At 39.1% G+C, this 21082-nt stretch carries 20 protein-coding genes and 1 tRNA gene; 15 read left to right on the plus strand and 6 right to left on the minus strand.

Annotated features, from left to right (window positions below; genetic code table 11):
- Positions 1-551: 551 nt before the first annotated feature.
- Positions 552-1127, plus strand: coding sequence for a Crp/Fnr family transcriptional regulator (locus HWV58_RS12615; RefSeq protein WP_175634445.1), 576 nt, complete (start codon positions 552-554; stop codon positions 1125-1127).
- Between the two features lie 68 nt (positions 1128-1195).
- Positions 1196-1648 (plus strand): carboxymuconolactone decarboxylase family protein, encoded by a 453-nt coding sequence (locus tag HWV58_RS12620; protein ID WP_175634446.1) that lies wholly within the window; start codon positions 1196-1198, stop codon positions 1646-1648.
- A gap of 469 nt (positions 1649-2117) precedes the next feature.
- On the opposite strand, the gene HWV58_RS12625 is transcribed toward HWV58_RS12620, so the two are convergent.
- Positions 2118-2191 (minus strand) — tRNA-Ile (locus tag HWV58_RS12625).
- A 193-nt stretch (positions 2192-2384) separates the two neighbouring features.
- Between HWV58_RS12625 and HWV58_RS12630 the strand changes: the two genes are divergently transcribed.
- Both HWV58_RS12630 and HWV58_RS12635 read left to right on the plus strand, forming a co-directional pair.
- Positions 2385-4544 (plus strand): HRDC domain-containing protein, encoded by a 2160-nt coding sequence (locus tag HWV58_RS12630; protein ID WP_175634447.1) that lies wholly within the window; start codon positions 2385-2387, stop codon positions 4542-4544.
- Between the two features lie 77 nt (positions 4545-4621).
- Positions 4622-5890: an Hsp70 family protein gene (locus tag HWV58_RS12635; RefSeq protein ID WP_175634448.1), complete on the plus strand. Its 1269-nt coding sequence runs from the start codon at positions 4622-4624 to the stop codon at positions 5888-5890.
- A 209-nt stretch (positions 5891-6099) separates the two neighbouring features.
- Here the strand turns inward: HWV58_RS12635 and HWV58_RS12640 are convergent, their stop codons facing one another.
- From HWV58_RS12640 to HWV58_RS12655, 4 genes are all read right to left on the minus strand, one after another.
- Positions 6100-6885: a helix-turn-helix domain-containing protein gene (locus HWV58_RS12640; protein WP_175634449.1), complete on the minus strand. Its 786-nt coding sequence runs from the start codon at positions 6883-6885 to the stop codon at positions 6100-6102.
- Between the two features lie 117 nt (positions 6886-7002).
- A complete protein-coding gene (locus HWV58_RS12645) occupies positions 7003-7206 on the minus strand; it encodes a hypothetical protein (RefSeq protein ID WP_175634450.1) in 204 nt (67 codons plus the stop codon).
- Positions 7207-7424: 218 nt separating this feature from the next.
- The gene (locus HWV58_RS12650) at positions 7425-7610 is read right to left on the minus strand and encodes a cold-shock protein (RefSeq protein WP_175634451.1); all 186 of its coding nucleotides are present in this window, start codon (positions 7608-7610) and stop codon (positions 7425-7427) included.
- A 164-nt stretch (positions 7611-7774) separates the two neighbouring features.
- Entirely contained in the window at positions 7775-7999 is a 225-nt protein-coding gene (locus tag HWV58_RS12655; RefSeq protein ID WP_175634452.1) for a cold shock domain-containing protein, read from the minus strand.
- A 236-nt stretch (positions 8000-8235) separates the two neighbouring features.
- Here HWV58_RS12655 and HWV58_RS12660 point away from each other — a divergent pair, with 236 nt between their 5' ends.
- The 4 genes from HWV58_RS12660 (at position 8236) to HWV58_RS12675 (ending at position 12383) form a co-directional block, all read left to right on the plus strand.
- A complete protein-coding gene (locus tag HWV58_RS12660; protein ID WP_175634453.1) occupies positions 8236-8430 on the plus strand; it encodes a hypothetical protein in 195 nt (64 codons plus the stop codon).
- Between the two features lie 171 nt (positions 8431-8601).
- Positions 8602-11304 carry a PQQ-dependent sugar dehydrogenase gene (locus tag HWV58_RS12665; protein ID WP_175634454.1) on the plus strand — a complete coding sequence of 901 codons (2703 nt, stop codon included), beginning with the start codon at positions 8602-8604 and terminating at the stop codon, positions 11302-11304.
- Positions 11305-11418: 114 nt separating this feature from the next.
- On the plus strand, positions 11419-12054 hold the full coding sequence (locus HWV58_RS12670; RefSeq protein WP_175634455.1) for an HAD family hydrolase: 636 nt from the start codon (positions 11419-11421) through the stop codon (positions 12052-12054).
- 8 nt (positions 12055-12062) lie between these two features.
- Positions 12063-12383 (plus strand): DUF962 domain-containing protein, encoded by a 321-nt coding sequence (locus HWV58_RS12675; RefSeq protein WP_175634456.1) that lies wholly within the window; start codon positions 12063-12065, stop codon positions 12381-12383.
- Positions 12384-12807: 424 nt separating this feature from the next.
- Here the strand turns inward: HWV58_RS12675 and HWV58_RS12680 are convergent, their stop codons facing one another.
- A complete protein-coding gene (locus HWV58_RS12680) occupies positions 12808-13992 on the minus strand; it encodes a proline dehydrogenase family protein (RefSeq protein ID WP_175634457.1) in 1185 nt (394 codons plus the stop codon).
- A 94-nt stretch (positions 13993-14086) separates the two neighbouring features.
- On the opposite strand from HWV58_RS12680, the gene HWV58_RS12685 reads away from it, so the two are divergent.
- The 7 genes from HWV58_RS12685 (at position 14087) to aroA (ending at position 20984) form a co-directional block, all read left to right on the plus strand.
- Positions 14087-14293, plus strand: coding sequence for an RNA-binding S4 domain-containing protein (locus HWV58_RS12685; protein ID WP_124558664.1), 207 nt, complete (start codon positions 14087-14089; stop codon positions 14291-14293).
- A complete protein-coding gene (gene aroB / locus HWV58_RS12690; protein ID WP_175634458.1) occupies positions 14293-15348 on the plus strand; it encodes a 3-dehydroquinate synthase in 1056 nt (351 codons plus the stop codon). The genes HWV58_RS12685 and aroB overlap by 1 nt, the downstream gene beginning before the upstream one ends.
- Before the next feature lies 1 nt (position 15349).
- Positions 15350-16294 (plus strand): sterol desaturase family protein, encoded by a 945-nt coding sequence (locus HWV58_RS12695; protein WP_175634459.1) that lies wholly within the window; start codon positions 15350-15352, stop codon positions 16292-16294.
- Positions 16295-16370: 76 nt separating this feature from the next.
- Positions 16371-16979: a hypothetical protein gene (locus HWV58_RS12700; RefSeq protein WP_175634460.1), complete on the plus strand. Its 609-nt coding sequence runs from the start codon at positions 16371-16373 to the stop codon at positions 16977-16979.
- A 364-nt stretch (positions 16980-17343) separates the two neighbouring features.
- Positions 17344-18177: a prephenate dehydratase gene (locus tag HWV58_RS12705; protein WP_175634461.1), complete on the plus strand. Its 834-nt coding sequence runs from the start codon at positions 17344-17346 to the stop codon at positions 18175-18177.
- Positions 18178-18329: 152 nt separating this feature from the next.
- Positions 18330-19469, plus strand: coding sequence for a chorismate mutase (locus HWV58_RS12710; protein ID WP_175634462.1), 1140 nt, complete (start codon positions 18330-18332; stop codon positions 19467-19469).
- Between the two features lie 225 nt (positions 19470-19694).
- Entirely contained in the window at positions 19695-20984 is a 1290-nt protein-coding gene (aroA, locus tag HWV58_RS12715) for a 3-phosphoshikimate 1-carboxyvinyltransferase (RefSeq protein ID WP_175634463.1), read from the plus strand.
- The last annotated feature ends 98 nt before the right edge of the window (positions 20985-21082 follow it).

A 21082-nucleotide genomic window follows, 5' to 3' on the forward strand; every position in this document is an offset into this window, starting at 1 on the left:
ATCTTTCAATGCTAAGATCAAAGCCTTTAGAGCAACATCGAGAGGTGTAAGGGATGTTAAATTCTTCTTATTCAGATTATCGAAAATATATGCATAAAAGATATCCCCCCAACTTTTCCGCTTGATCCGTGAACAGTTTCGTTGAAATACGCACCATCATCAAACAGCCTTTAAATGATCTATAGCATAGTTTATCCCCAACAAAAAACCCCTTCAAGTTATACTTAAAGGGGTTTAAAGCAGTGGGCCACACAAGGGAAAATTTGAACCGACTAATGGATGACTTGAGGCTTTTAATTGATTTAAGGAAGAATCAAAGCGAGGATACAGGGTAAAAATTGAACCGCCCTCTTAATTAGAAACCTTGGATTATAGTACGAAATGTAGTGTTTTGAGGATAACAACAGGATTAGATTATTTATCAGGCAAATTGAGAGTAAAAAAATTAGAAGTTATTTATTTAGCTTAGTGTTTCATTGCTCGTGCAAGCAATTATGCTTCAATTAACTTGCAAAACGTTACCTGCAAAATAAAAAAATCTGTTAATTTCAATGTTAGATATATTCAAAAAACACATACGCAAATTCACAACAGTAACTGATGAAGAATTTGAAGAAATCAAAAAATTCTTTGACACGAAAGAAGTAAATAAAAAGGAAAATCTATTAGCGGAAGGGCAGATTTGCAGGCATCATTACTTTGTATTAGACGGCTTATTGCGAAAGTTCTACATCAACGAAAAAGGCACTGAGCAAACGACCGAATTTGCCATAGAAACCTGGTGGCTTACTGACAATTTTGCCTATGAAAATAAAGTCCCTACCGAATTTTATATTCAGGCTGTAGAAAAATCCACGATACTTTATTTCACGCAAGAGAAACAGGAAAAATTATTAAAGGAATTCCCGGTAATGGAACGCTATTTCCGTTTCGTTTACCAAAGGGCTTATGCGGCGGCTCAAAAGCGCATCCAATTTCTTTTTTCCTTCTCAAAAGAAGAATTTTATTTTCAAGCTGTTAGAAATCACCCCGAATTTGTGCAAAGAGTTCCCCAGTACCTGATTGCTTCATATCTTGGTTTCACTCCCGAATATCTAAGCGAAATTCGAAAAAGAATTCCTTCTTAAACCAGTTTAAGTTTTTTCATTCTCTTATTACCCAGTTTTGCATTGAACAATTTTAAAACAATAATACAATGCAAAAACGATTGAACATTAAGGAAGTTGCTCCAAATGCACTAAAAGCGATGGTTGGTTTAGAAATTTATCTATCAAACGCTTCTATAGCTAAGACAAACAAAGAACTTATAAAGATTCGTGCTTCACAAATTAACGGTTGTGCCTATTGCATCAACATTCATACGCAAGACGCAATTAAAAATGGAGAAACAAATCAGCGTATTTTTTTGCTTAATGCTTGGAGAGAAGCGGAGGGCATTTTTACCGAAGAAGAAAAAGCTGTGTTGGCAATAACCGAAGAAATCACATTAATCCATCATAATGGATTGTCAGATGAAACGTATTCAAGCGCTTTGCAATTTTTTAGCGAAGCTCAAATTGCAGATATCATAACAGCCGTAATTACCATCAATATTTGGAACAGGGTTGTGCTAAGCACTCACCTAAAAATTGGGCAAAGTCTTGCATAGAGATTCTGCATAAAAAAATCGCAGGTTTAAAGGCCTGTGATTTTTTTCACATAAAGACTTTTTTATAATCTGGCCTTTGCCAAAATGAGATATAAAAAAATTGAGAACTGCAAAGATTATAACGATGCGTTCACCAGCTATCGTTGACAAACAGGAACTCTTTGTCATATGGAAACAATAACAAAGCTGGAATGGAACAAAATGTTAAAAAAGCAAAATAATAGCTTTTTTAACAGTTAGTGGTCGATTTTTAAAGACCATAGCTCGAACCATAAAAATGGAGAAAATTATTGCCCGAAAATGCAGATCAACTTGGTTGAAGCAACAAAGTAAGCAATAAACTTTAAGTTACCTTGTATGGTTACCCTAACTAGGATCGAACCAAAACAGGCCTCCATTTGCTTCAATCGAGGGCTAAGTAACGGGCTAAAAATAAAAACGTCCTCCACGATACTGCGAAGGACGTTAGTGGGCCCACCTGGGCTCGAACCAGGGACCAAAAGATTATGAGTCTTCTACTCTAACCAGCTGAGCTATAGGCCCGGAAAAAAGCCTTAGCTTTTTTGCGAGTGCAATGTTACAAATTTGCATTCAAATTTCGAAAATGTTTTTCATATAAAATTAAAATATTTTGCGTACAAACTCATTTTCAATTGCTTAATTTAAAAAACCAAACAGGCTTTCCGTATCCTCCAAGGCTTATTTGTTGCTGCAACCTGCAAAAACCCTGCATTTTGTGGATAAAACAGTCACCGATCTCTTACCAAATGCCTGCCGAATAGGTTATTTTTGCATTGATATGAATACGCCCGATCCGGACAACCAACTCCTTTTAGATTTTTTAGCCACAACCAACCAGCCTGTGTTTTTAACGGGCAAGGCAGGTACTGGAAAAACCACTTTGTTGCGTAAAATCAGAGAAAACACCAAAAAGAATTACGCCGTGGTGGCCCCTACCGCTGTTGCGGCCATTAATGCGGGTGGAGTTACGCTTCACTCCTTTTTTCAGATTCCTTTTGGGCCTTTGGTTCCGGTTGTAGATGAAAACACAGAAGTTCCTATTAAATATTCTGACGAGAAAACCAGACTGCTCCGCTGTCTCGATCTTTTAATTATCGATGAGATTAGTATGGTGCGGGTAGATATTATCGATTTTATCGACCGCACTTTAAAAAGAGTAAAAGGATCAAACCGTGCTTTTGGTGGTGTACAACTGCTTATGATCGGCGATTTGTACCAGCTTTCGCCCATTTTTCATGATGCCTGGCATATTTTGGGCAGCTATTATCAAAGCCCTTACTTTTTCGACAGTCTGATTTTCAAATCGACCTCGATGGTTACATTTACATTGGAAAAGGTATACCGTCAAAACGACCCTGTGTTTCTGGATATTTTAAACGGTATGCGCGAAAACGACCTGAGTCCGGCTTTATTGGCCAAACTAAACGAACGTTACGATCCATCGCTTAACCAGGAATGGAAAGACGATTACATTACCCTTACCACCCACAACCAGCTGGTTAACGAAATAAATAAAGGCTGTTTAGAAAAACTGGACGGCGAAATATTTGATTTTGATGCCGAAGTAAGTGGTGATTTCCCGAAAGATGCCTACCCTACTGATGAAAAATTGCAGCTGAAGCTTGGCGCACAGGTTATTTTTATCAAAAATGATTCATCGGGCAAAAAGCAATATTACAACGGGAAAGCAGCAAAAATAACAGCCATTAGCCAGGGTAGCATTAAGGTAGCCTTTACAGATAGTGGCCGCGAAATTGAGGTTGAAAAAGAAATCTGGCAGAATGTTAAATACAGTCTGAGTGAAGAAGACAATAAAATAAATGAAAACAGTACAGGTTCTTTTGCGCAATATCCGTTTAAACTGGCCTGGGCCATTACTGTACATAAAAGTCAGGGTTTAACTTTTGACAAAGCGATATTGGATGTAAGTACTGCCTTTACACACGGACAAGCTTATGTTGCCCTGAGTCGTTGCCGCAGCCTGGAAGGCTTGATCTTAAAATCGCCGGTAGTGGCCGAAAACATCATTACCGATGCCAAAGTAATCAGTTTCACCAAAACAAGCCATCAGGAAAAACCCACCACCGAATTACTAGATCGCTGCAGCCAGCAATATGCCTGGGGACTGATACACGAGCTCCTGGATTTTTCGCTGGTAACCAAAGACTGGGAAAAGCTTGGTCGCTCCAAACTGATTGATAAAGATGAGAAAAATGCTTTTTTAGCTTTGTACGAACAGGCAAACCAAACGCTACAGAACGAAGTTTTTAAAGTTGCCCGTAGCTTTATTGCCAAAGAATACGATAAAGTTTCTACCTCTGGTCATCCGGCAAAAGAAACTACTTTTATGGAGCGCTTACAAAAAGCTTCCGATTATTTTATTCCCAAACTGCACCAGGTTGTTACGCTAATGGACAAAATTGTAGCCATCAATTTTTACAACGATACCCATTCGGATAAGCTGTTAACCTTGCTCAAAGATTGTAAAGATGCCTTAAACATCAAACTGGCGTTATTTAAAATTTCATGGAACCCATTTTCGATTAAAGATTATATCGATACCCTTCATGCCAGCAGCAATAAACAGCCGGGAGAAAAGAAACAGGCTAAAACAAGTATTAAACCGAAAGAAATCAGCAATCCGCAGGTGTACAAAAACCTGGTTGAATGGCGAAAAACCATTGCAACACAAAGGGGCACTGCCGATCATGCCGTGCTGTCTGATCTGGCCCTGCTATCCATCGCCGAGCGCATGCCACGCACTACCGATCAGCTGGCAGCATTAAAAAGTGTTGGTATTGGCAATGCAAAAGAACTTGGCCAGCAAATTACCCGCATCGTTAACGCCCATTTGGGTACCAGCGAGTTATTTTAAAAAATTTTAGTCTGCTAAATGTTTTTTTTAATACTTTCGCAACCCCATTTTAATTGCCACCACTTTATTGCAAGCCCATGAGTAAGTTTTTATACGGAATCGATTTTGGAACAACCAATTCGGCCCTTTCCATTTACGATGAAGAAAAAAGAGAGATTGTAGATACCATTTCTATCCCTTCGCTGATTTATTTTACTGAAACCAAAAGCGTGGTTGATGGCGAAAGCCACATTGTGGGCGAAAAAGCTATTGATGCCTACCTGAATGATGGCATGAAAGGAAGGTTTATTAAATCTATCAAACAAATCCTTTCGCGTACTACTTTTACCGAAACCCGCATTCACAATAAACGCTATACGGCATCCGATCTGGTTACCTTAATCCTCAAAGATTTAAAAGATAAAGCCGATCAGATTATTGGCGAAGATTGTGAGAGGGCCATTATTGGCCGGCCGGTTTTCTTCGACGACGACAGCACCATGAAAGATACACTGGCACAAACGAGGCTTAAAAAAGCCGCCGAAAGTGCAGGTTTCAGTCAGGTACGCTTCCAGTTCGAGCCCATTGGTGCAGCATTTGCCTACGAAAAAACAATTACTAAAAAGGAACGCGTTTTGGTTGCCGATTTAGGTGGTGGAACAACAGATTTCACCTATCTGGTGCTCGATCCGGCCAAAGTAGGCAGCAAAGATCGTAAAAACGACATGATTGCTTCCGGCGGTATTTACATTGGCGGCGATAGCCTCGACTCGGCCTTTATGTGGGAAAAGGGAACACCTTACTTCGGTAAAAACACCATGTACGAAGCCACCCCTGGTAAAGTGCTTAATGTGCCCAAATCGCTTTTTGCCAATATTTGTACCTGGGATAAAATGAACTTTTTTAATGGTTTAAAAATCCAGAAAGAGATTGAAGAATATTACTACTACTCGGGCAACGATCCAAAATTCAAGAACCTGATTACGCTGATCGAAAATAACCTGGGCTATTCGCTGTTCAGATCAATCGAAAAAACCAAAATTGAGCTTTCTGATCAAACTTTATCCAACTTTGCTTACTCCAATATGGAAATCGAAATCGATGAAGATATTTCTATTGAACAATACAACGGTATTATCGAAAAAGATATCCTTAAAATTGAAAAATACCTCGATCAGTTTATGGAAACCCACAAAGTTGAACCTCAGGATATCGACTGTTTATTTTTAACCGGTGGAACATCAATGGTAGCCGCAGTGCAGCAACTGTTTAAGCATAAATTCCCTCACATTCCGCTAAATTCGGGCGATAACTTTAAAAGTGTAGCTAAGGGACTGGCTTACAGTGGCTATTTATTTGAGGATTAATTTTTCAATAATTTGCCAACATTTCTTCTTTCTTACGGCAAGATTATATAATTTAGGACAGTAAAATTGGTGCGACTGATTATAGATGCAGCGAGCAAGGCCTTACGCGTTAGGCGCCAAAGCAAATAATGTTTGAGGTCGGGAAAACCTGTTTTCTTTGAAGAGATGAAATCGAAAGATGTCCATTTCTTTACCAGACGCACCAATTTTCAATTTAACAGGGCCATCTTGCTGAACTGAAATACCGACATCCCCTTGTATCTTTTAAAACTGCTGTTAAAATTAGTGGTTTGCTCAAAACCAAGCATAATGGCTATTTCATCAACCGAATAATCGCTATGGGTTAATAATGCTTCGGCTTCGCGCATAATGCGATCTTTAATTAAAACTGCCAGGCTTTTCCCCAAAACGCGATCTAAAAAACGGTTTAGTTTACCAGTGCTCATGCCCATTCCTTCTGCATAAAACTGAATAGAACGTTCCTGCTTATAATACTGCTCTAAAATCGCCCTGAAACGCAATACCTGCTCCAACTCATCGAGGGTTAAAGCTGCCAGATACCCATCTAAACCAGCTGTATAACCTAAAAACAACGATAAATATTGAGCCAGAAAAGCGAGGTCTTTCCGGGCATTAATCTCCCGCCTCAGCATATCGAGCAAACTATAGGTTTTGGAAGATGCGGGAAGATCGAGATCCCTGAAAGATAAATTAAGGAATAAATTTTTAGCCATCGGATCCAAATGCTGAAGCAGAAACTCAGCATACAACAAACTGCTGAAACTTAGCCAGTATCCTGATTTAATTTCTCCGTCAAGCCTTACCAAACCTTCCTCCGGAATAAAAAATATCCGCCGGTTTGTCAGCACGTAATCGCCAGAGTTCATACATAAAAAGCCTGTACCCTCTTTAATAATTAACATGCGCATCGGAAATGCAGCCAAAAGCGCACGCTCTCTCTTAAAAACTCCACTAATTGGCTCCAGCTGTATCATAATAAACTCAAAAGGATAAACATGAGTAAGACCAGAATTACATCTTCTGGTTACATGCTAAAGATAAAATTTATCATCGTGTATGACAAATACTATAAAAAACAACATACTACTGATTTATAACGCAGTACCAAACTGATCAATTACCTGTATGTTTACTGCAACTGATAATACCTGGTGCATTTCGAAAGAAACCGTTAAACCAGCACTCAGGTTAACGCCATCTAATATTCCTGTCCGGTAGAACAAAACTTCTTCACCAAAATCGGTTTTTATCTTACCAAAGCCCTCTACTTCACTGTAACTTCCTATTATCCCCATTTGTTTTATCATCTTGGCCTAAGCACATTTACACCTTTGCCTAAAAAACTATGCCAAAATATTTGAGCAAGCCGTTTAAGCTCTCATCCTGAATCCGGAAAATAAGAAAATGACAGAAAACTATTTTTAGACGGATAAAGACGCTATACATCAACTTTATCCTGTTGGTAATAATTTAAAGTAAAAAACACAGCCCGAGTATGGCGCAATGAATTAAATTATGCCAGCTTTACATTAATCGCATTAGGACCTTTTTTGCCCTGCGCTATTTCAAATGTTACTTTATCGTTTTGTTTTACTTTATCAACCAGACCGGTTACATGAATAAACACTTCTTCACCACTTTCGGTAATTACGAATCCAAAACCTTTAGATTCGTTAAAAAATTTTACTGTTCCTTGCATTTAATTTAGATTTTGAACATAAATATATTAAAAACTTCCACCTTTTTAAGAAACTGGATAATGCTTAAAGTAAAATCACTATAGCACCATTACCCGACGACGATGAAAAAATTTTAAATACTTTTTGAATTTGGAGCGCGCTACATCATTTTAAAAATGACACACTAAACCATGATTTTGGCCCTGACCTTCATTTTTGGTGCTGCCGTGATGTTTTTAGCTACAATACCCCTTTTCGTAATCTGTGTATCGAATTCTACCGAACTGCCAACATACAAACCTTTTGCCCTGCATTCAGAAATATCGAAATAAATACTTTCGGCAACCATCAATTGTGAAATTAGTCCAAATCCCCTTTGTTTATTATAAGCTGTAATTACTCCGGTCATACAAAATAGTTTAAAGTGTTTAGCCATATAAATATAAGGTAACTAATACTACACAATTACCGCAGTAGATATCCGGTCAAAATAAATAGATAACCCTAACAGACTAGTTGATGTGCAAATCTTGTCAATAATATCAAAATGTTAAATTTGGGACACGTACAACCTACAGTTGTTAACCAAATTTAAAACCATATTGAGCGCAACCTGTTAGTACTATACATCAATATACCGAAAACATGAAAAAGCTAACAAAAAACAGTTCGGAAAAAGAACTAGATAACGTAAAAGAGGGCGACAATATTCAGGATGATACCGGAAAACAGGGAGAAGTGGCCCACATCGAAATTTTAAACCGCCGACGCGAAAAACAGTATTACTATAAACTCAAAAACGACGGCACTATACTGGTTATTAAGCAATGTCAGTTTTAGCTTGCCTTAGCATTTAATTGTATCTTTTGTTTTTTAAATTTTCTGGTTTACGGTGCTAAACCAACAGGCTTTTTTTAAGCCCAATTTGGCCATAAGCATTAATTTTGATACAATGTATCGGTTGCATAAAATAATATCCTATATTTACGCAACACACCATTAACCAAATAAATGAAAACAATTTTTACACTATTGCTATCTGCTGCTGCCCTCATTTCGGCAACAACAATTAACAAAAACTCCTACGAAAGCAAAAAAACATCCTTTTTATCTTTCGATAAAACCGACACCCCTGATCAGGACCGCTTTGTAAAAGTTACCCTTGCGCAGGGAGAATTTACCGAACCAACCGAAATGGCGGTGCTGCCCAACCTGGATATTTTGGTTACCCAGCGAAGAGGCGAAATACTGATTTATAAAAACCAGACTAAAAAACTTAAAGAAGCCGGCAAGCTCGATGTTTACTTTAAAACCAATGCACCCGGTGTTAACGCCGAAGAAGGCTTGCTGGGTATGGCCGCCGACCCAAAATTTGCCGTAAACAAATACGTTTACCTTTTTTACAGCCCTTTCGATAAGTCGGTAAACAGATTATCGCGTTTTAAACTGGTTAACGACCAGATTGTAAAAGAATCAGAAAAAATCGTGCTCGAATTTTATTCGCAACGCGATATCTGCTGTCACACCGGTGGTTCAATTGCTTTTGGATCAGATGGTTTGCTTTATGTTTCAACGGGTGATAACTCTACTCCTTTCGATGCACCAAATCAAAAATTTGTGAACAAAGGCTATGCACCTCTTGACAACCGTAAAGGATTTGAACAGTACGATGCCAGAAGATCATCAGGTAACACCAATGATTTAAGGGGTAAAATTTTAAGGATAAGAGTTAATGAGGATGCTACTTACAGCATTCCCGATGGAAACCTTTTCCCTAAAAATGATCCAAAAAGCAGGCCTGAAATTTATGTAATGGGTAACCGCAATCCTTACCGCATTTCGGTTGACCAGAAAACAAACTTTTTATATTGGGGCGAGGTTGGTCCGGATGCCAGTGATGATGATGCATTAAGAGGCCCAAGAGGCTATGATGAAGTTAACCAGGCGCGTAAAGCCGGTAATTTTGGCTGGCCTTTGTTTATCGGAAACAACTATCCTTATAAAGCTTACGATTTCACCAATGGTGAGAACGGCAATGCCTTCGATCCGGCAGCGCCAATTAACAACTCGCCAAACAATACAGGTTTAACCCAGTTGCCACCCACTCAACCAGCATTTATCTGGTATCCTTATGGCTTATCGAGCGAATTTCCACAGGTTGGTGCCGGTGGCCGTACAGCTATGGCAGGTCCGGTTTATTATGCTAAAGCCAATTCGCCCTACCCGGCTTACTACAACGGAAAATTAATTATTTACGAATGGGTACGCGGATGGGTAAAAGCAGTAACCATGAACGCTGCAGGCGATTACATTAGCATGGAACCATTTTTATCTAAAGTTTCGTTAGCAGCACCTATTGATATGGAACTGGGACCTGATGGAAAACTATATATCCTGGAATACGGAAAAGGTTGGTTTTCTAAAAACCCGGATGCCGCCATTACGCGTATCGATTACCTGAAAGGAAACCGCCCGCCAAGTGTAGAAAGCCTCGACATTGCAAAAACAAGTGGTTTACTGCCTTATAAATTAACAGCAACTGTTAAAGCTAAAGATCCGGATGGCGACGCACTTAGTTATGTATGGAACCTGGGAAAAGGAATTATCAAAACCACTACCACACCAACAGTACAATATACATATACCAAAGCCGGCGAATACCCGGTTAGTGTTACCGTAATGGATAAAAGTAAAGCTGCTGCCAAAAGTCAGGTTATTCCGGTTTTTGCGGGTAACGAACAGCCAGCCGTAGATATCGTTTTAGCGGGAAACAAGAGTTTTTACTTCCCGAACAAAGTTGTAGATTATAAAGTGCTGGTAAGCGATAAAGGTGCAAAAGTTAATAACAGCCGCATTTACATCTCAAATACTTATACGCAGGGAACTGATATGGCGGGTGCGCAATTGGGTCACCAGCAAGCCGCACAAACCGTAGTTGGAAAAGCATTGATGTTAAAGTCGGATTGCAGTACCTGCCACAAAGAATCGGCAGTTTCAATTGGCCCTGCCTTTGAAAAAATTGCTACCAAATACAAAAACGACAATAAGGCGGTTGATTATCTGGCTTCGAAAGTAATTGGTGGCAGCCATGGCGTTTGGGGCGAGGTGCCAATGCCGGCACACAGCGCCATGAAAGAGGCTGAGGTTAAAAAGATTACCGAATGGATTATGACCCTGGGCAATAAAGAAACAGCTGTGGCTTCGTTACCTGCTGCCGGCAAAATTGTACCACCAGCTAACGTAGATAAGAAGAAATCGGTAATGACACTTAAAGCAAGCTATACCGATGCAGGTGCCAAAGGATTAAAACCACTAACCACAACCAACTTAATTAACCTGAGAAGCAGCATAATTGATGCTGACGATATTAAAGAATTCAAAGGCTTTGAAAAGAAGGATATTTATGGTGGCGAAAAACTTGTTTTAACCCGCGACAATGGCTGGTTAGCTTTAAAAAACATCGATTTAACCGGTATTGCCAGTTTTGGTTTTTCATTTGCAAACTTAGCGCCTGGTACTGAAGGTGAAATTGAAATCAGGCTAGACGGTAAAGATGGTGCCGTGGTTGGAAAATCTACATTTGCCAAAGCTGTGCCTGTAAATCTGCTCACCGACGGAAAGCTTCACTCCCTCTATTTTGTATTTAAGGGTCTAAAATCCGAAGATAAAAACAATAAGCTCATTATTCAGTCGGTAATAGTCGAGCCAAAATAAACAGTAAGCCCGGAACAACATAAAAAGTTCCGGGCTTTTTTATTGTAAAAAGATAGCCTTAATATTACGCTTCTTTAGACAGCAATAATATCTTTGCAACAAAACTGGCAGCACATGCAAAACATTAAAAACATCATTTTTGATTACGGCAACGTAATATTCGACATAGATTTCAGAATCGCACAGGCATCATTCCAAAAACTGGGCATTACCGATGTAGAAACCTTTTTTGCACACAAAGCGCATAACCGCTTATTTGATGATTTTGAAACCGGAGCCATTTCTCCGGCCGAATTCAGGGCAGGTATCAGGGCAGCCGCCAACCAACCTCAACTTACCGACCAGCAGATTGACGATGCCTGGAACAGCTTATTGATTGGTACCATACAACAAAACCACGATTTACTGTTAGAGGTTAAATCAAAATACCGTACATTTTTGCTAAGCAACAATAACGAAATCCACTACGATTGGATTATCAATTACCTGCAGGCTACTTTTAAAATTAACAATTACGACGATTATTTCGAGAAGGCCTATTTTTCGCAACACATGAAATTGCGTAAGCCAAATACCAATATTTTCGAACAGGTATTAAAAGAGAATAACTTAAACCCTGCCGAAACTTTGTTTATTGATGATAGTCCGCAACATATAGCAGGCGCGGAAAAAGTAGGCTTAAATACTTTACTCATGACCGAAAAACCGGCTCAGTTAGCCACATTTCTAAAAGCAAACGGAATTTTGTAAATTAGGTTATGGCAGAGAAAAAGTTTACATCGCTTAAAGAGTTCTATCCTTTTTACTTATCGGAGCATACCAACACCACTTCCCGTGTACTGCATTTTATCGGTACTGGCTTGGTGGTATTGGCTTTTTTTGCGGGCTTTCTCTTTCACAACTGGCGTTTCTTCCTGCTTATGCCACTGGTGGGTTACAGTTTCGCTTGGGTGGGGCATTTCTTCTTCGAGAAGAATAAACCGGCTACCTTTAAATATCCGGGGTATAGCCTGGCCAGCGATTTTATTCTTTTTTATGATCTGTTAACCGGAAAACAATCTTTTGTGGTGAAGAAATAGTTTCAGTTTGCAATTTTCAGTTCAAAAAAACAGTTGGCAATTTGCAGTTGGCAAAACATTGAAACAAATTCAACTTGAGGAGGTCTTAAAAAAGAAAATCGTCATCTCGACTGAAGCGTAGCGAAATGGAGAGATCTTAATAGATTTCTCGACTCCGTTGCACTCTGCTAGAAATGACGATCCAGATATAACTGAAAACTGTTAATTGTCGGCAATTTTCAGTTCAAAAAAAACAGTTGGCAATTTTCATCTAGCAAAACATTGAAACAAATTCAACTTGAGGAGGTCTTAAAAAAGAAAATCGTCATCTCGACTGAAGCGTAGCGAAATGCCTGCCCGTACAGGCGGGGAGAGATCTTAACAGATTTCTCGACTTCGTTGTACTCCGCTCGAAATGACGATCCAGATATAACTGAAAACTGAACTACAGCTTTCTTCTTTTTAATTCTCTTTCAATCAACCCCAGCTCTCTACCGGTTTGGCCGGCAACAGAAGTATTTTCCTGTGCCCTTCTGAATAAATAAGGCATTACAGCTTTAATTGGTCCATAAGGCACATACTTTGCTACATTGTAATCCGAATCGGCCAGGTTAAAGCTTAAATTATCGCTCATGCCTAGCAATTGTGCAAAGTAAACATGCGGATGGTTATGGGCAATATTTTTTTCTTCCAGTAAATAAGTTAACAAACGGCTGCTATCTTCGTTGTGTGTTCCTGCAACAATAGCAATCTCCTCAATATGATCTACACAATAGCGTAACGATTCGTTATAATCGCGGTCAGACGCAGCTTTATCTGGCTGTATCGGCGAAGCATAACCCATTTCGGCAGCGCGCTTACGCTCTTTTTCCATATAGGCACCGCGCACCATTTTAACCCCTAAAATAAAACCATCGGCTTTCGCAATTAAATGGTCGGCTTTCATATCAGCCAGTTTATCGTGACGGTACATCTGATAGGTGTTGTACACAATAATGCGTTCGCGGTTAAATTTACGCATCATATCCAATGCCAGCGCATCAATGGTATCCTGAATCCAGGTTTCTTCTGCATCGATCATAATCGGCACACCTTTCTCGTAAGCGGTTTTGCATATTTTTTCGCAACGCACTTTTACCTTCTCATACTCAGCCTCTTCAGTTGGCGTAAGGGTTTCTTTTGCATCTAATTTTTGTAACAGCGCGAAACGACCGATACCTGTAATTTTAAATACCGTAATTGGAATTTTAACATCGCCATCGGCACGAACAATAGTACGGATAATTTCGGCACAGGTTTCATCAAATACCTGCTCTTCTTCTTCACCTTCAACTGAGTAATCTAAAATAGTACCCACGCCGCCTTTATGTAACTGATCTATTGCTTTATCGCACTCTGCAATGGTTTCGCCCCCACAAAACTGCTGAAATATGGTTGCTTTAATCGCACCTTGAATGGGTAGTCCGATATTCAAAAAGAAATTGGTAATGGCCGGACCAACTTTGGTTAGAAAATTATTGGCGATGATTTTAAAAAGCCAGTAAGCTTTTTTTAATTCTGTATTGCTTTTTTGACGGAACGCAACTTCCGTATTATCGAAATTTGGTTGCTTATTGGGGGATAAATCCATTTTTTATCTATAATTAAGTCAGATTGGTGCAAAATTATAAAAAGCATTGATTGTTAAAACTAAAAAGGTTTAAATAATCGTATTTTTGCAGAAAATGATACAATTCAAATTAGAAGGCGAATTTATTCCATTAATTCAGTTGTTAAAAGCTACCGGATTGGTTGGAAGCGGCGGTGATGCCCAGGCCGTTGTTACAGATGGTTTAGTAAAATGTAACGGCGAAGTAGATTACCGCAAACGTTATAAGGTTAGAGTTGGCGATATTATTACTTTTGGGGAAAATAAAATAGAAGTTATTTAATGCAACCACTAACCAGCGCAGGCCACTCCGTTTATTTCGAAAGTAACTTAGCCGATTTAAAAGTACTTTTAGAAAGCAATAAATACAGCAAAGTTTTTGTGCTTGCTGATGAACATACCAGTGAAGTATGCTTACCTCTTTTTCAATCGCTTTTAGATTTTTCTGAATTTGACCTGATTGAAACTTCGGCGGGCGAAGAAAACAAAAACATCGATTTCTGCATCGGTATCTGGAAAACCCTATTGGATTTTGAGGCCGACCGCAAAAGTTTAATGATTAACCTTGGCGGTGGTGTAATTACCGATATGGGTGGTTTTATCGCCTCGACCTATAAACGCGGAATCGATTTCGTTAACATCCCCACTACCCTGCTTTCGCAGGTTGATGCCTCTGTAGGTGGTAAAACCGGCATTGATATCGACAATGTAAAAAACATGGTAGGTACTTTTACTTTGCCGCAAATGGTTTTTATCGAAACCGGCTTTTTAAAAACGCTACCACAACGCGAACTTTTATCGGGTTTTGCCGAAATGATTAAACATGGTTTAATTTACGACAAACCGTATTACGAAAAATTAAAAGGGAGCAATTATTTAACACCTTCGGCAGAAGACATTTACCGTTCGGTAGAAATTAAAAACGAGGTGGTAACGATCGATCCGCATGAAAAAAATCTGCGGAAGATTTTAAATTTTGGTCATACCATTGGGCATGCCATTGAAGGTTACTCGCTGGCAAACGACGAAAATCCGTTAACCCACGGTGAAGCGATTGCCATTGGTTTTGTGTGCGAAGCTGCACTTTCGATTAATAACAGTACCCTTACTACAGAAGAGCTGGAAGATATCAGCAGATATATCTTATCGTTATATCCTAAATACCACATCAAAAAAGAAAGCTACGATACGCTTTTAGATTTGATGAAAAGTGATAAAAAGAACGAAGATGGCAACATTTTGTTCTCTTTACTGGAAACAACAGGCAAATGCGCGTTTAACTGCCGTGCTACCAAAGCCGATATTTTAAGCAGTTTAGATTATTATAACAGTTTATAGCATGAAGTTTACCGGAAGTGATATTTCTGTCATCGGGCTTTTTGGTTTCGTAATCGTTTTAACCCTGGTTGAAATGTATTTCAGTTACCTGCACGACAGAAAATTATATACCAAACGTGATACCTGGACCAATATTTACCTGATGACAGCGGCGATTGTAATTAATTTAGCTACTAAAACAGGTACCTTTTTCTTATTGCAATATTGCTACCAGTTCCGTTTGTTCCAAATTAGTAATGTTTGGGTTTACTGGCTGGTGCTGATCCTGGCGCAGGATTTCCTTTATTGGTTTCTGCATACTGTAGGTCACTATGTGCGCTTTTTCTGGGCCATGCACGTTACCCACCATTCATCAGAGCATTTTAACTTAACCACAGGTTTCCGCTCTACCGTTTTCGAACCTTTGTACCGGGTATTCTTTTACTTGCCACTAGCCTTTATGGGCTTTACGGCAGTCGATATCCTTTTTGCCTACCTGGTTACCCAAATTTACGGCAACCTGGTTCATACCCAATACAACATCAAGTTCCCGAAATGGTACGAGTATATTTTCGTAACACCATCTCACCACCGGGTACACCACGCCAGCAATGTGCGTTACCTCGATAAAAACATGGGTATGGTTTTAATCCTCTGGGACAGGTGGTTTGGAACCTTTCAGGCAGAATTACCCGAAGATGAAGTGAAATACGGCTTAACTACCCAACCTACAGATACAGGGCCGGTAAATATCATTTTTCATGAATTTATTGCCTTAACAGCAGATGTTAAAAAGGCACCAACCTTTACGGATAAAGTGAAATACATTTTCAATCCACCCGGATGGAGCCATGACGGAAGCACCAAAATTGCCAAAATTATGCAACAGGAGCTGCGCGATACAGAAGCACTTGAAAAATCTAAAAAATTAAAATCAGCACAACCCGAATTAAGTTCGGCAGTATAATTTACCACTCAAACCCTGCAGATTTAAAAAACTGCAGGGTTTGTTATTTTTTAAGCATATTGCAAAAACTACGCTCATGAAAAAATATGCACTTCTACTCTTAGTAACATCCTTTTCCCTCTGCCTATATGCTCAAAAGTCAAAGTATTTCGATGTAAACCATCAGGAAATTAGTAAAGCTACCTTTGATAAAAAACGTGCGACCAATGCTGTGCTTGATATTCCGGGCGATTCCCTTCATCACCATCTACTGATTAGCAGAGAAGAGAAGGGCAAAATAAATGATAGAACGCAGTTATTGTCCATTTTAGAGCGGGCTTTGAACAGAAAAATTGATACGGTAAAACCTATTGTGATTATTTATTACCCCGGCGAGGACGCTTGCAATTCTACAAGCAATCCACAGCTTATGATTGCCGCGAACAATACCTTAAAAAAAGATTTATACAAACAGGTTAAGACTGCACCACTCTATGTATATAAAACAGCTACAGGCTTAGATAAATTCGGAAAAGCGATAAACTGGATTAAAGACCCTGAGCAGATTGTTGAAAAACATTTTTTTAAGCACCACTACCCTTGCGGAAGCTTCGTGGTTATTTCAAAAAGCGGAGATTACATCAGCTACTTTGGAGAATACTCCAATAGTTACCTCATTCAAATTGCAAAAAAACTGAGCGAATAGGTTTTATCAGCCAGCAGGCCCTACTTAATCAATGTCCTTTCCTCATTCCTTATTCCATATCTATGATCAATGAGTCAAAAAAATAGCTTGTTTAACGATTTTATACCATGTACCGAATCGGTCTAAAATCAAAAAAATTAAATTTTATTAAAAATATTTTCAATTTCCTATTGACAAATTAAATTTTGTTACTACATTTGGCTCAACGAAAAAAAAGAATGAAAAATTTTAACACATATTACTTTGGTTACTTTTACTATTTTAGTGAGAGCCGGGGCTAATATGCAAAAGATATATAAAAAATATTAAAATGTATAAGAAAGTCCCGGCAAACAGCCGGGACTTTTTTTGTTTAACGCAAAAAATGGAAACGACAAAACGAGTAGCAATTCAGGGTATTAAGGCCTCTTTTCACGAAGAAGCAGCCTACAAGTTCTTTGGTAAAAGCATTGAAACTGTAGAATGCAATTCATTTAAAGAAACCTGCGATAAGCTTGAAAAAAATGAAGCAGATTTCGTGGTTATGGCTATCGAAAACTCCATTGCAGGTAGTTTATTGCCAAATTATACTTTGATCCGCGATTATGGTTTCTCCGTATTTGGCGAGGTTTACTTACCTATCCAATTGCACTTAATGGCTTTGCCGGGTGTAAAGTTCGAAGATATTAAAGTGGTAACCTCACACCCTATCGCTATCCGTCAGTGCATCGATTTCTTTTACGATTATCCGCACATTAAAATTGTAGAAAGCAACGATACTGCTGCCTGCGCCAAACGCATCCAGGAAGAAAAGCTGACAGATACAATGGCAATCGCAAATAACTTAGCTGCTGAACTTTACGGATTAAATATTTTAGAGCGCCGCGTAGAATCGAACAAGAAAAACTACACCCGTTTTCTGATCCTGAAAAAAGATAAAACAGACGAAGGCAAAAAAATAAACAAAGCTTCAATCTGTTTCCAGGTTGGGCACAAAGCCGGCTCGCTGGCCACAGTGTTAAACATCTTTGCCGAACAGGATGTAAGCTTAACAAAAATACAATCTATGCCGGTGCTGGGCAAAAGAAACGAATATTACTTTTACGTCGATTTAGAATGGCCAAGCACAGATAAATACGATAAGGCCGTAAGGAAAGCCTTAAAATACACATCAAACTTTAATATCCTTGGCGAATATCAAAAGAACGATAAAGTATAATTAGGTTAACTATATAAATTGGTTAACTGGTTAATTGCCGATTAACCGATTTAAACAATTAACCGATTAACAAAAAAATAATAAACAATTTAAAATTAAAATATAAACCGGACTTCCGACAACGGGTCCGGACTTTAAACACCCCCATCATCATGAAACTAAATTTAAACATCCAGCCATTAAACACCTGGTTAAACGTAAACAACGAACCGTTAATCATTTCTGGACCATGCAGTGCAGAAACTGAAGAACAATTATTAACTACTGCACATTTACTGGCTGCAACCGGTAAAGTATCAGTTTTAAGAGCTGGTATCTGGAAGCCACGCACCCGTCCGGGAGAATTTGAAGGTATTGGCAGCATTGGTTTAGAGTGGTTAAAGCGCGCTAAAGCAGAAACTGGTTTACCAACAGCTGTTGAGGTTGCAAACGCAAAACACGTTGAAGAAGCTTTAGCTGCAGGTGTTGATATCCTTTGGATTGGTGCACGCTCTACTGTAAACCCTTTCACCGTACAGGAAATTGCTGATGCTTTAAAAGGTCATGATGTTCCGGTATTAATTAAAAACCCGGTTAACCCTGATTTACAATTATGGATTGGTGCAATTGAGCGTATCAATGGCGCAGGTATTACTAAAATTGGCGCTATCCACCGCGGATTCTCTTCATTCGAGAAAAGCTCTTTCCGTAACGAACCAATGTGGGAACTTGCTATCCAGCTAAAAACACTTTGTCCTGATTTACCAATCATCAACGATCCAAGCCACATTTGCGGTAACCGTGAGTTAATCCCTTACATCTCGCAAAAAGCATTGGATTTAGATATGCAAGGTTTAATGATCGAATCACACGTTGATCCTTCAGTAGCCTGGACAGATGCTAAACAACAAGTTACACCTGCTGCCTTATCAGAATTGGTTGACCGTTTAACCGTGCGCGAACCAGAGGTAGCAAACGAAGCTTCTGCTGATAAATTAGCTGAATTACGTAAATCAATTGATAAGATTGACGATATCTTATTGCAAAAATTAGGTGAGCGTATGGCTATTGTAGCGAAGATTGGTGAATTTAAACGCGATAACCAGGTAACTATTTTACAGGTTAACCGTTGGGATGCCATTATTCAAAAAGGTCATGCTTTTGCAAAAGCGTTAAAATTAGACTTAAACTTTACCGAAAAATTCTTAGAATTGGTACATGGTGAGTCGATCCGCAAGCAAACTGAAATTATGAATGCTGGTAAAGCTGAGCAAGGCATTGCTGCAGAACAACATACTGAGGTTAAAGCCTAAGAAAGGCTGAAGGTTGGAAGGCTGAAGGTGGAGGGTAAAACCAATACGATTAACCAAAACGGAAAGCTGAAAGACTAAAGCCAGAAGTCTGGCAATGATATCATTCTTAGCCTGTCGAAGGGTTTACGATAACTTTCGACAAACAATATGATATTAAGAAACAAATATAGTGTAGTGTCAGATGGAAACATCTGACACTTACATTTGAGCATAAAACAGAATAAAATGTCAAAAAATGCCTTAGTTTCTTTTAAAGGAACCAAGAATATTAATACGGAAATCCAATTAACAGGCTCTAAAAGCGAATGCAACAGGGCGTTAATTATAAGCGCTTTAAGCCAGAAACTGGTTAAAGTAGAAAACTTATCTAACGCAGCTGATACCGTTACCTTAAATGGCATCCTAAATAAGTTGGGTGTTGATAGTGGTGAGTTGGGAGGAGACTCCAAACTGAAAACTGCAAGCTCCGAACTGGTTGACGTGGGGCCCGCAGGAACTGCAATGCGTTTTCTTTCGGCCTATCTTTCGGCTAAAAATGGTAATTTCCTGCTAACCGGGACCGAGCGTATGAAACAACGCCCGATCGGTATTTTGGCAGAAGCATTAAAAACCATTGGTGCCGATATTTCTTACGCTGAAGCCGAAGGCTTTCCTCCTTTGAATATTATTGGCCCGTTGAATCAAAAAGCAGCCGAAGTTAAAATTAAAGGTGATATCAGTAGTCAGTATATTTCGGCGTTGCTGATGATTGCCCCTGTGTTACCACAAGGCTTAACTTTAGAAATAGAGGGCGAACTTACTTCTAAGCCTTATGTAGATATGACTCTAGATATGCTTGCAGAAGTGGGTATAGCACACACCTGGACAGGCAACTTGATTTCGATAAAACCACAGGCTTTTAAACCGGCTACACTCGTGGTAGAACCCGATTGGAGCGCAGCATCGTACTGGTACAGCATTGCTGCATTAGCAGACGAGGCAGAGATCGGCTTGCCGGCTTTAAAAGATAAGAGCTTACAAGGCGATAGTCAGATCCAGAAAATTATGAAGATTTTTGGCATCGCAACCAGCAAAACAGAAAAAGGAATTTCGATCAGTAACCTGGGTTTATCATTAGATACCAATCAGGTGTTAGACCTTAAAACCTGCCCCGATTTAGCACAAACTATTGTAGTTATTGCAGCTGCATTAGGCAAAAACATGGCTTTTACCGGACTAGAAACCTTAAAAATTAAAGAAACCGACCGTATTGCTGCTTTACAAAATGAACTGGCCAAAATTGGTGTTACTTTAACCGAAGATAACCTGGTTTATACTTTAAATACCGATAACCTTCATTTCCCTGATAAAATTACCATTGCAACCTACGAGGACCACCGTATGGCGATGGCTTTTGCCCCGCTTGCATTATTGATCAACGAAGTGGAGATCGAAGAAATGCAGGTAGTAGAGAAATCTTATCCTTTTTATTGGGAGGATTTGAAGAAAGCTGGATTTGAGGTAGAAGTTAATTAAAAAGCAATAAGTATCAAGTAATTGGTAGCAAGTATCAAGCAGGGCTAGTATTAAGTATTTAGTATAAGCAAATAAGAATGGGTTTAAAAATTCATTCT

Source organism: Pedobacter ghigonis (assembly GCF_903166585.1).
In the GTDB taxonomy this organism is placed as follows: domain Bacteria; phylum Bacteroidota; class Bacteroidia; order Sphingobacteriales; family Sphingobacteriaceae; genus Pedobacter; species Pedobacter ghigonis.

Excerpts from the sequence above, each read along its gene's own strand:
- HWV58_RS12615 (WP_175634445.1), top strand. The coding sequence starts at position 552 with ATGTTAGATATATTCAAAAAACACATACGCAAATTCACAACAGTAACT.
- HWV58_RS12620 (WP_175634446.1), top strand. The coding sequence starts at position 1,196 with ATGCAAAAACGATTGAACATTAAGGAAGTTGCTCCAAATGCACTAAAA.
- HWV58_RS12635 (WP_175634448.1), top strand. The coding sequence starts at position 4,622 with ATGAGTAAGTTTTTATACGGAATCGATTTTGGAACAACCAATTCGGCC.
- HWV58_RS12640 (WP_175634449.1), bottom strand. The coding sequence starts at position 6,885 with ATGATACAGCTGGAGCCAATTAGTGGAGTTTTTAAGAGAGAGCGTGCG.
- HWV58_RS12645 (WP_175634450.1), bottom strand. The coding sequence starts at position 7,206 with ATGGGGATAATAGGAAGTTACAGTGAAGTAGAGGGCTTTGGTAAGATA.
- HWV58_RS12650 (WP_175634451.1), bottom strand. The coding sequence starts at position 7,610 with ATGCAAGGAACAGTAAAATTTTTTAACGAATCTAAAGGTTTTGGATTC.
- HWV58_RS12655 (WP_175634452.1), bottom strand. The coding sequence starts at position 7,999 with ATGACCGGAGTAATTACAGCTTATAATAAACAAAGGGGATTTGGACTA.
- HWV58_RS12660 (WP_175634453.1), top strand. The coding sequence starts at position 8,236 with ATGAAAAAGCTAACAAAAAACAGTTCGGAAAAAGAACTAGATAACGTA.
- HWV58_RS12665 (WP_175634454.1), top strand. The coding sequence starts at position 8,602 with ATGAAAACAATTTTTACACTATTGCTATCTGCTGCTGCCCTCATTTCG.
- HWV58_RS12670 (WP_175634455.1), top strand. The coding sequence starts at position 11,419 with ATGCAAAACATTAAAAACATCATTTTTGATTACGGCAACGTAATATTC.
- HWV58_RS12675 (WP_175634456.1), top strand. The coding sequence starts at position 12,063 with ATGGCAGAGAAAAAGTTTACATCGCTTAAAGAGTTCTATCCTTTTTAC.
- HWV58_RS12680 (WP_175634457.1), bottom strand. The coding sequence starts at position 13,992 with ATGGATTTATCCCCCAATAAGCAACCAAATTTCGATAATACGGAAGTT.
- HWV58_RS12685 (WP_124558664.1), top strand. The coding sequence starts at position 14,087 with ATGATACAATTCAAATTAGAAGGCGAATTTATTCCATTAATTCAGTTG.
- aroB (WP_175634458.1), top strand. The coding sequence starts at position 14,293 with ATGCAACCACTAACCAGCGCAGGCCACTCCGTTTATTTCGAAAGTAAC.
- HWV58_RS12695 (WP_175634459.1), top strand. The coding sequence starts at position 15,350 with ATGAAGTTTACCGGAAGTGATATTTCTGTCATCGGGCTTTTTGGTTTC.
- HWV58_RS12700 (WP_175634460.1), top strand. The coding sequence starts at position 16,371 with ATGAAAAAATATGCACTTCTACTCTTAGTAACATCCTTTTCCCTCTGC.
- HWV58_RS12705 (WP_175634461.1), top strand. The coding sequence starts at position 17,344 with ATGGAAACGACAAAACGAGTAGCAATTCAGGGTATTAAGGCCTCTTTT.
- HWV58_RS12710 (WP_175634462.1), top strand. The coding sequence starts at position 18,330 with ATGAAACTAAATTTAAACATCCAGCCATTAAACACCTGGTTAAACGTA.
- aroA (WP_175634463.1), top strand. The coding sequence starts at position 19,695 with ATGTCAAAAAATGCCTTAGTTTCTTTTAAAGGAACCAAGAATATTAAT.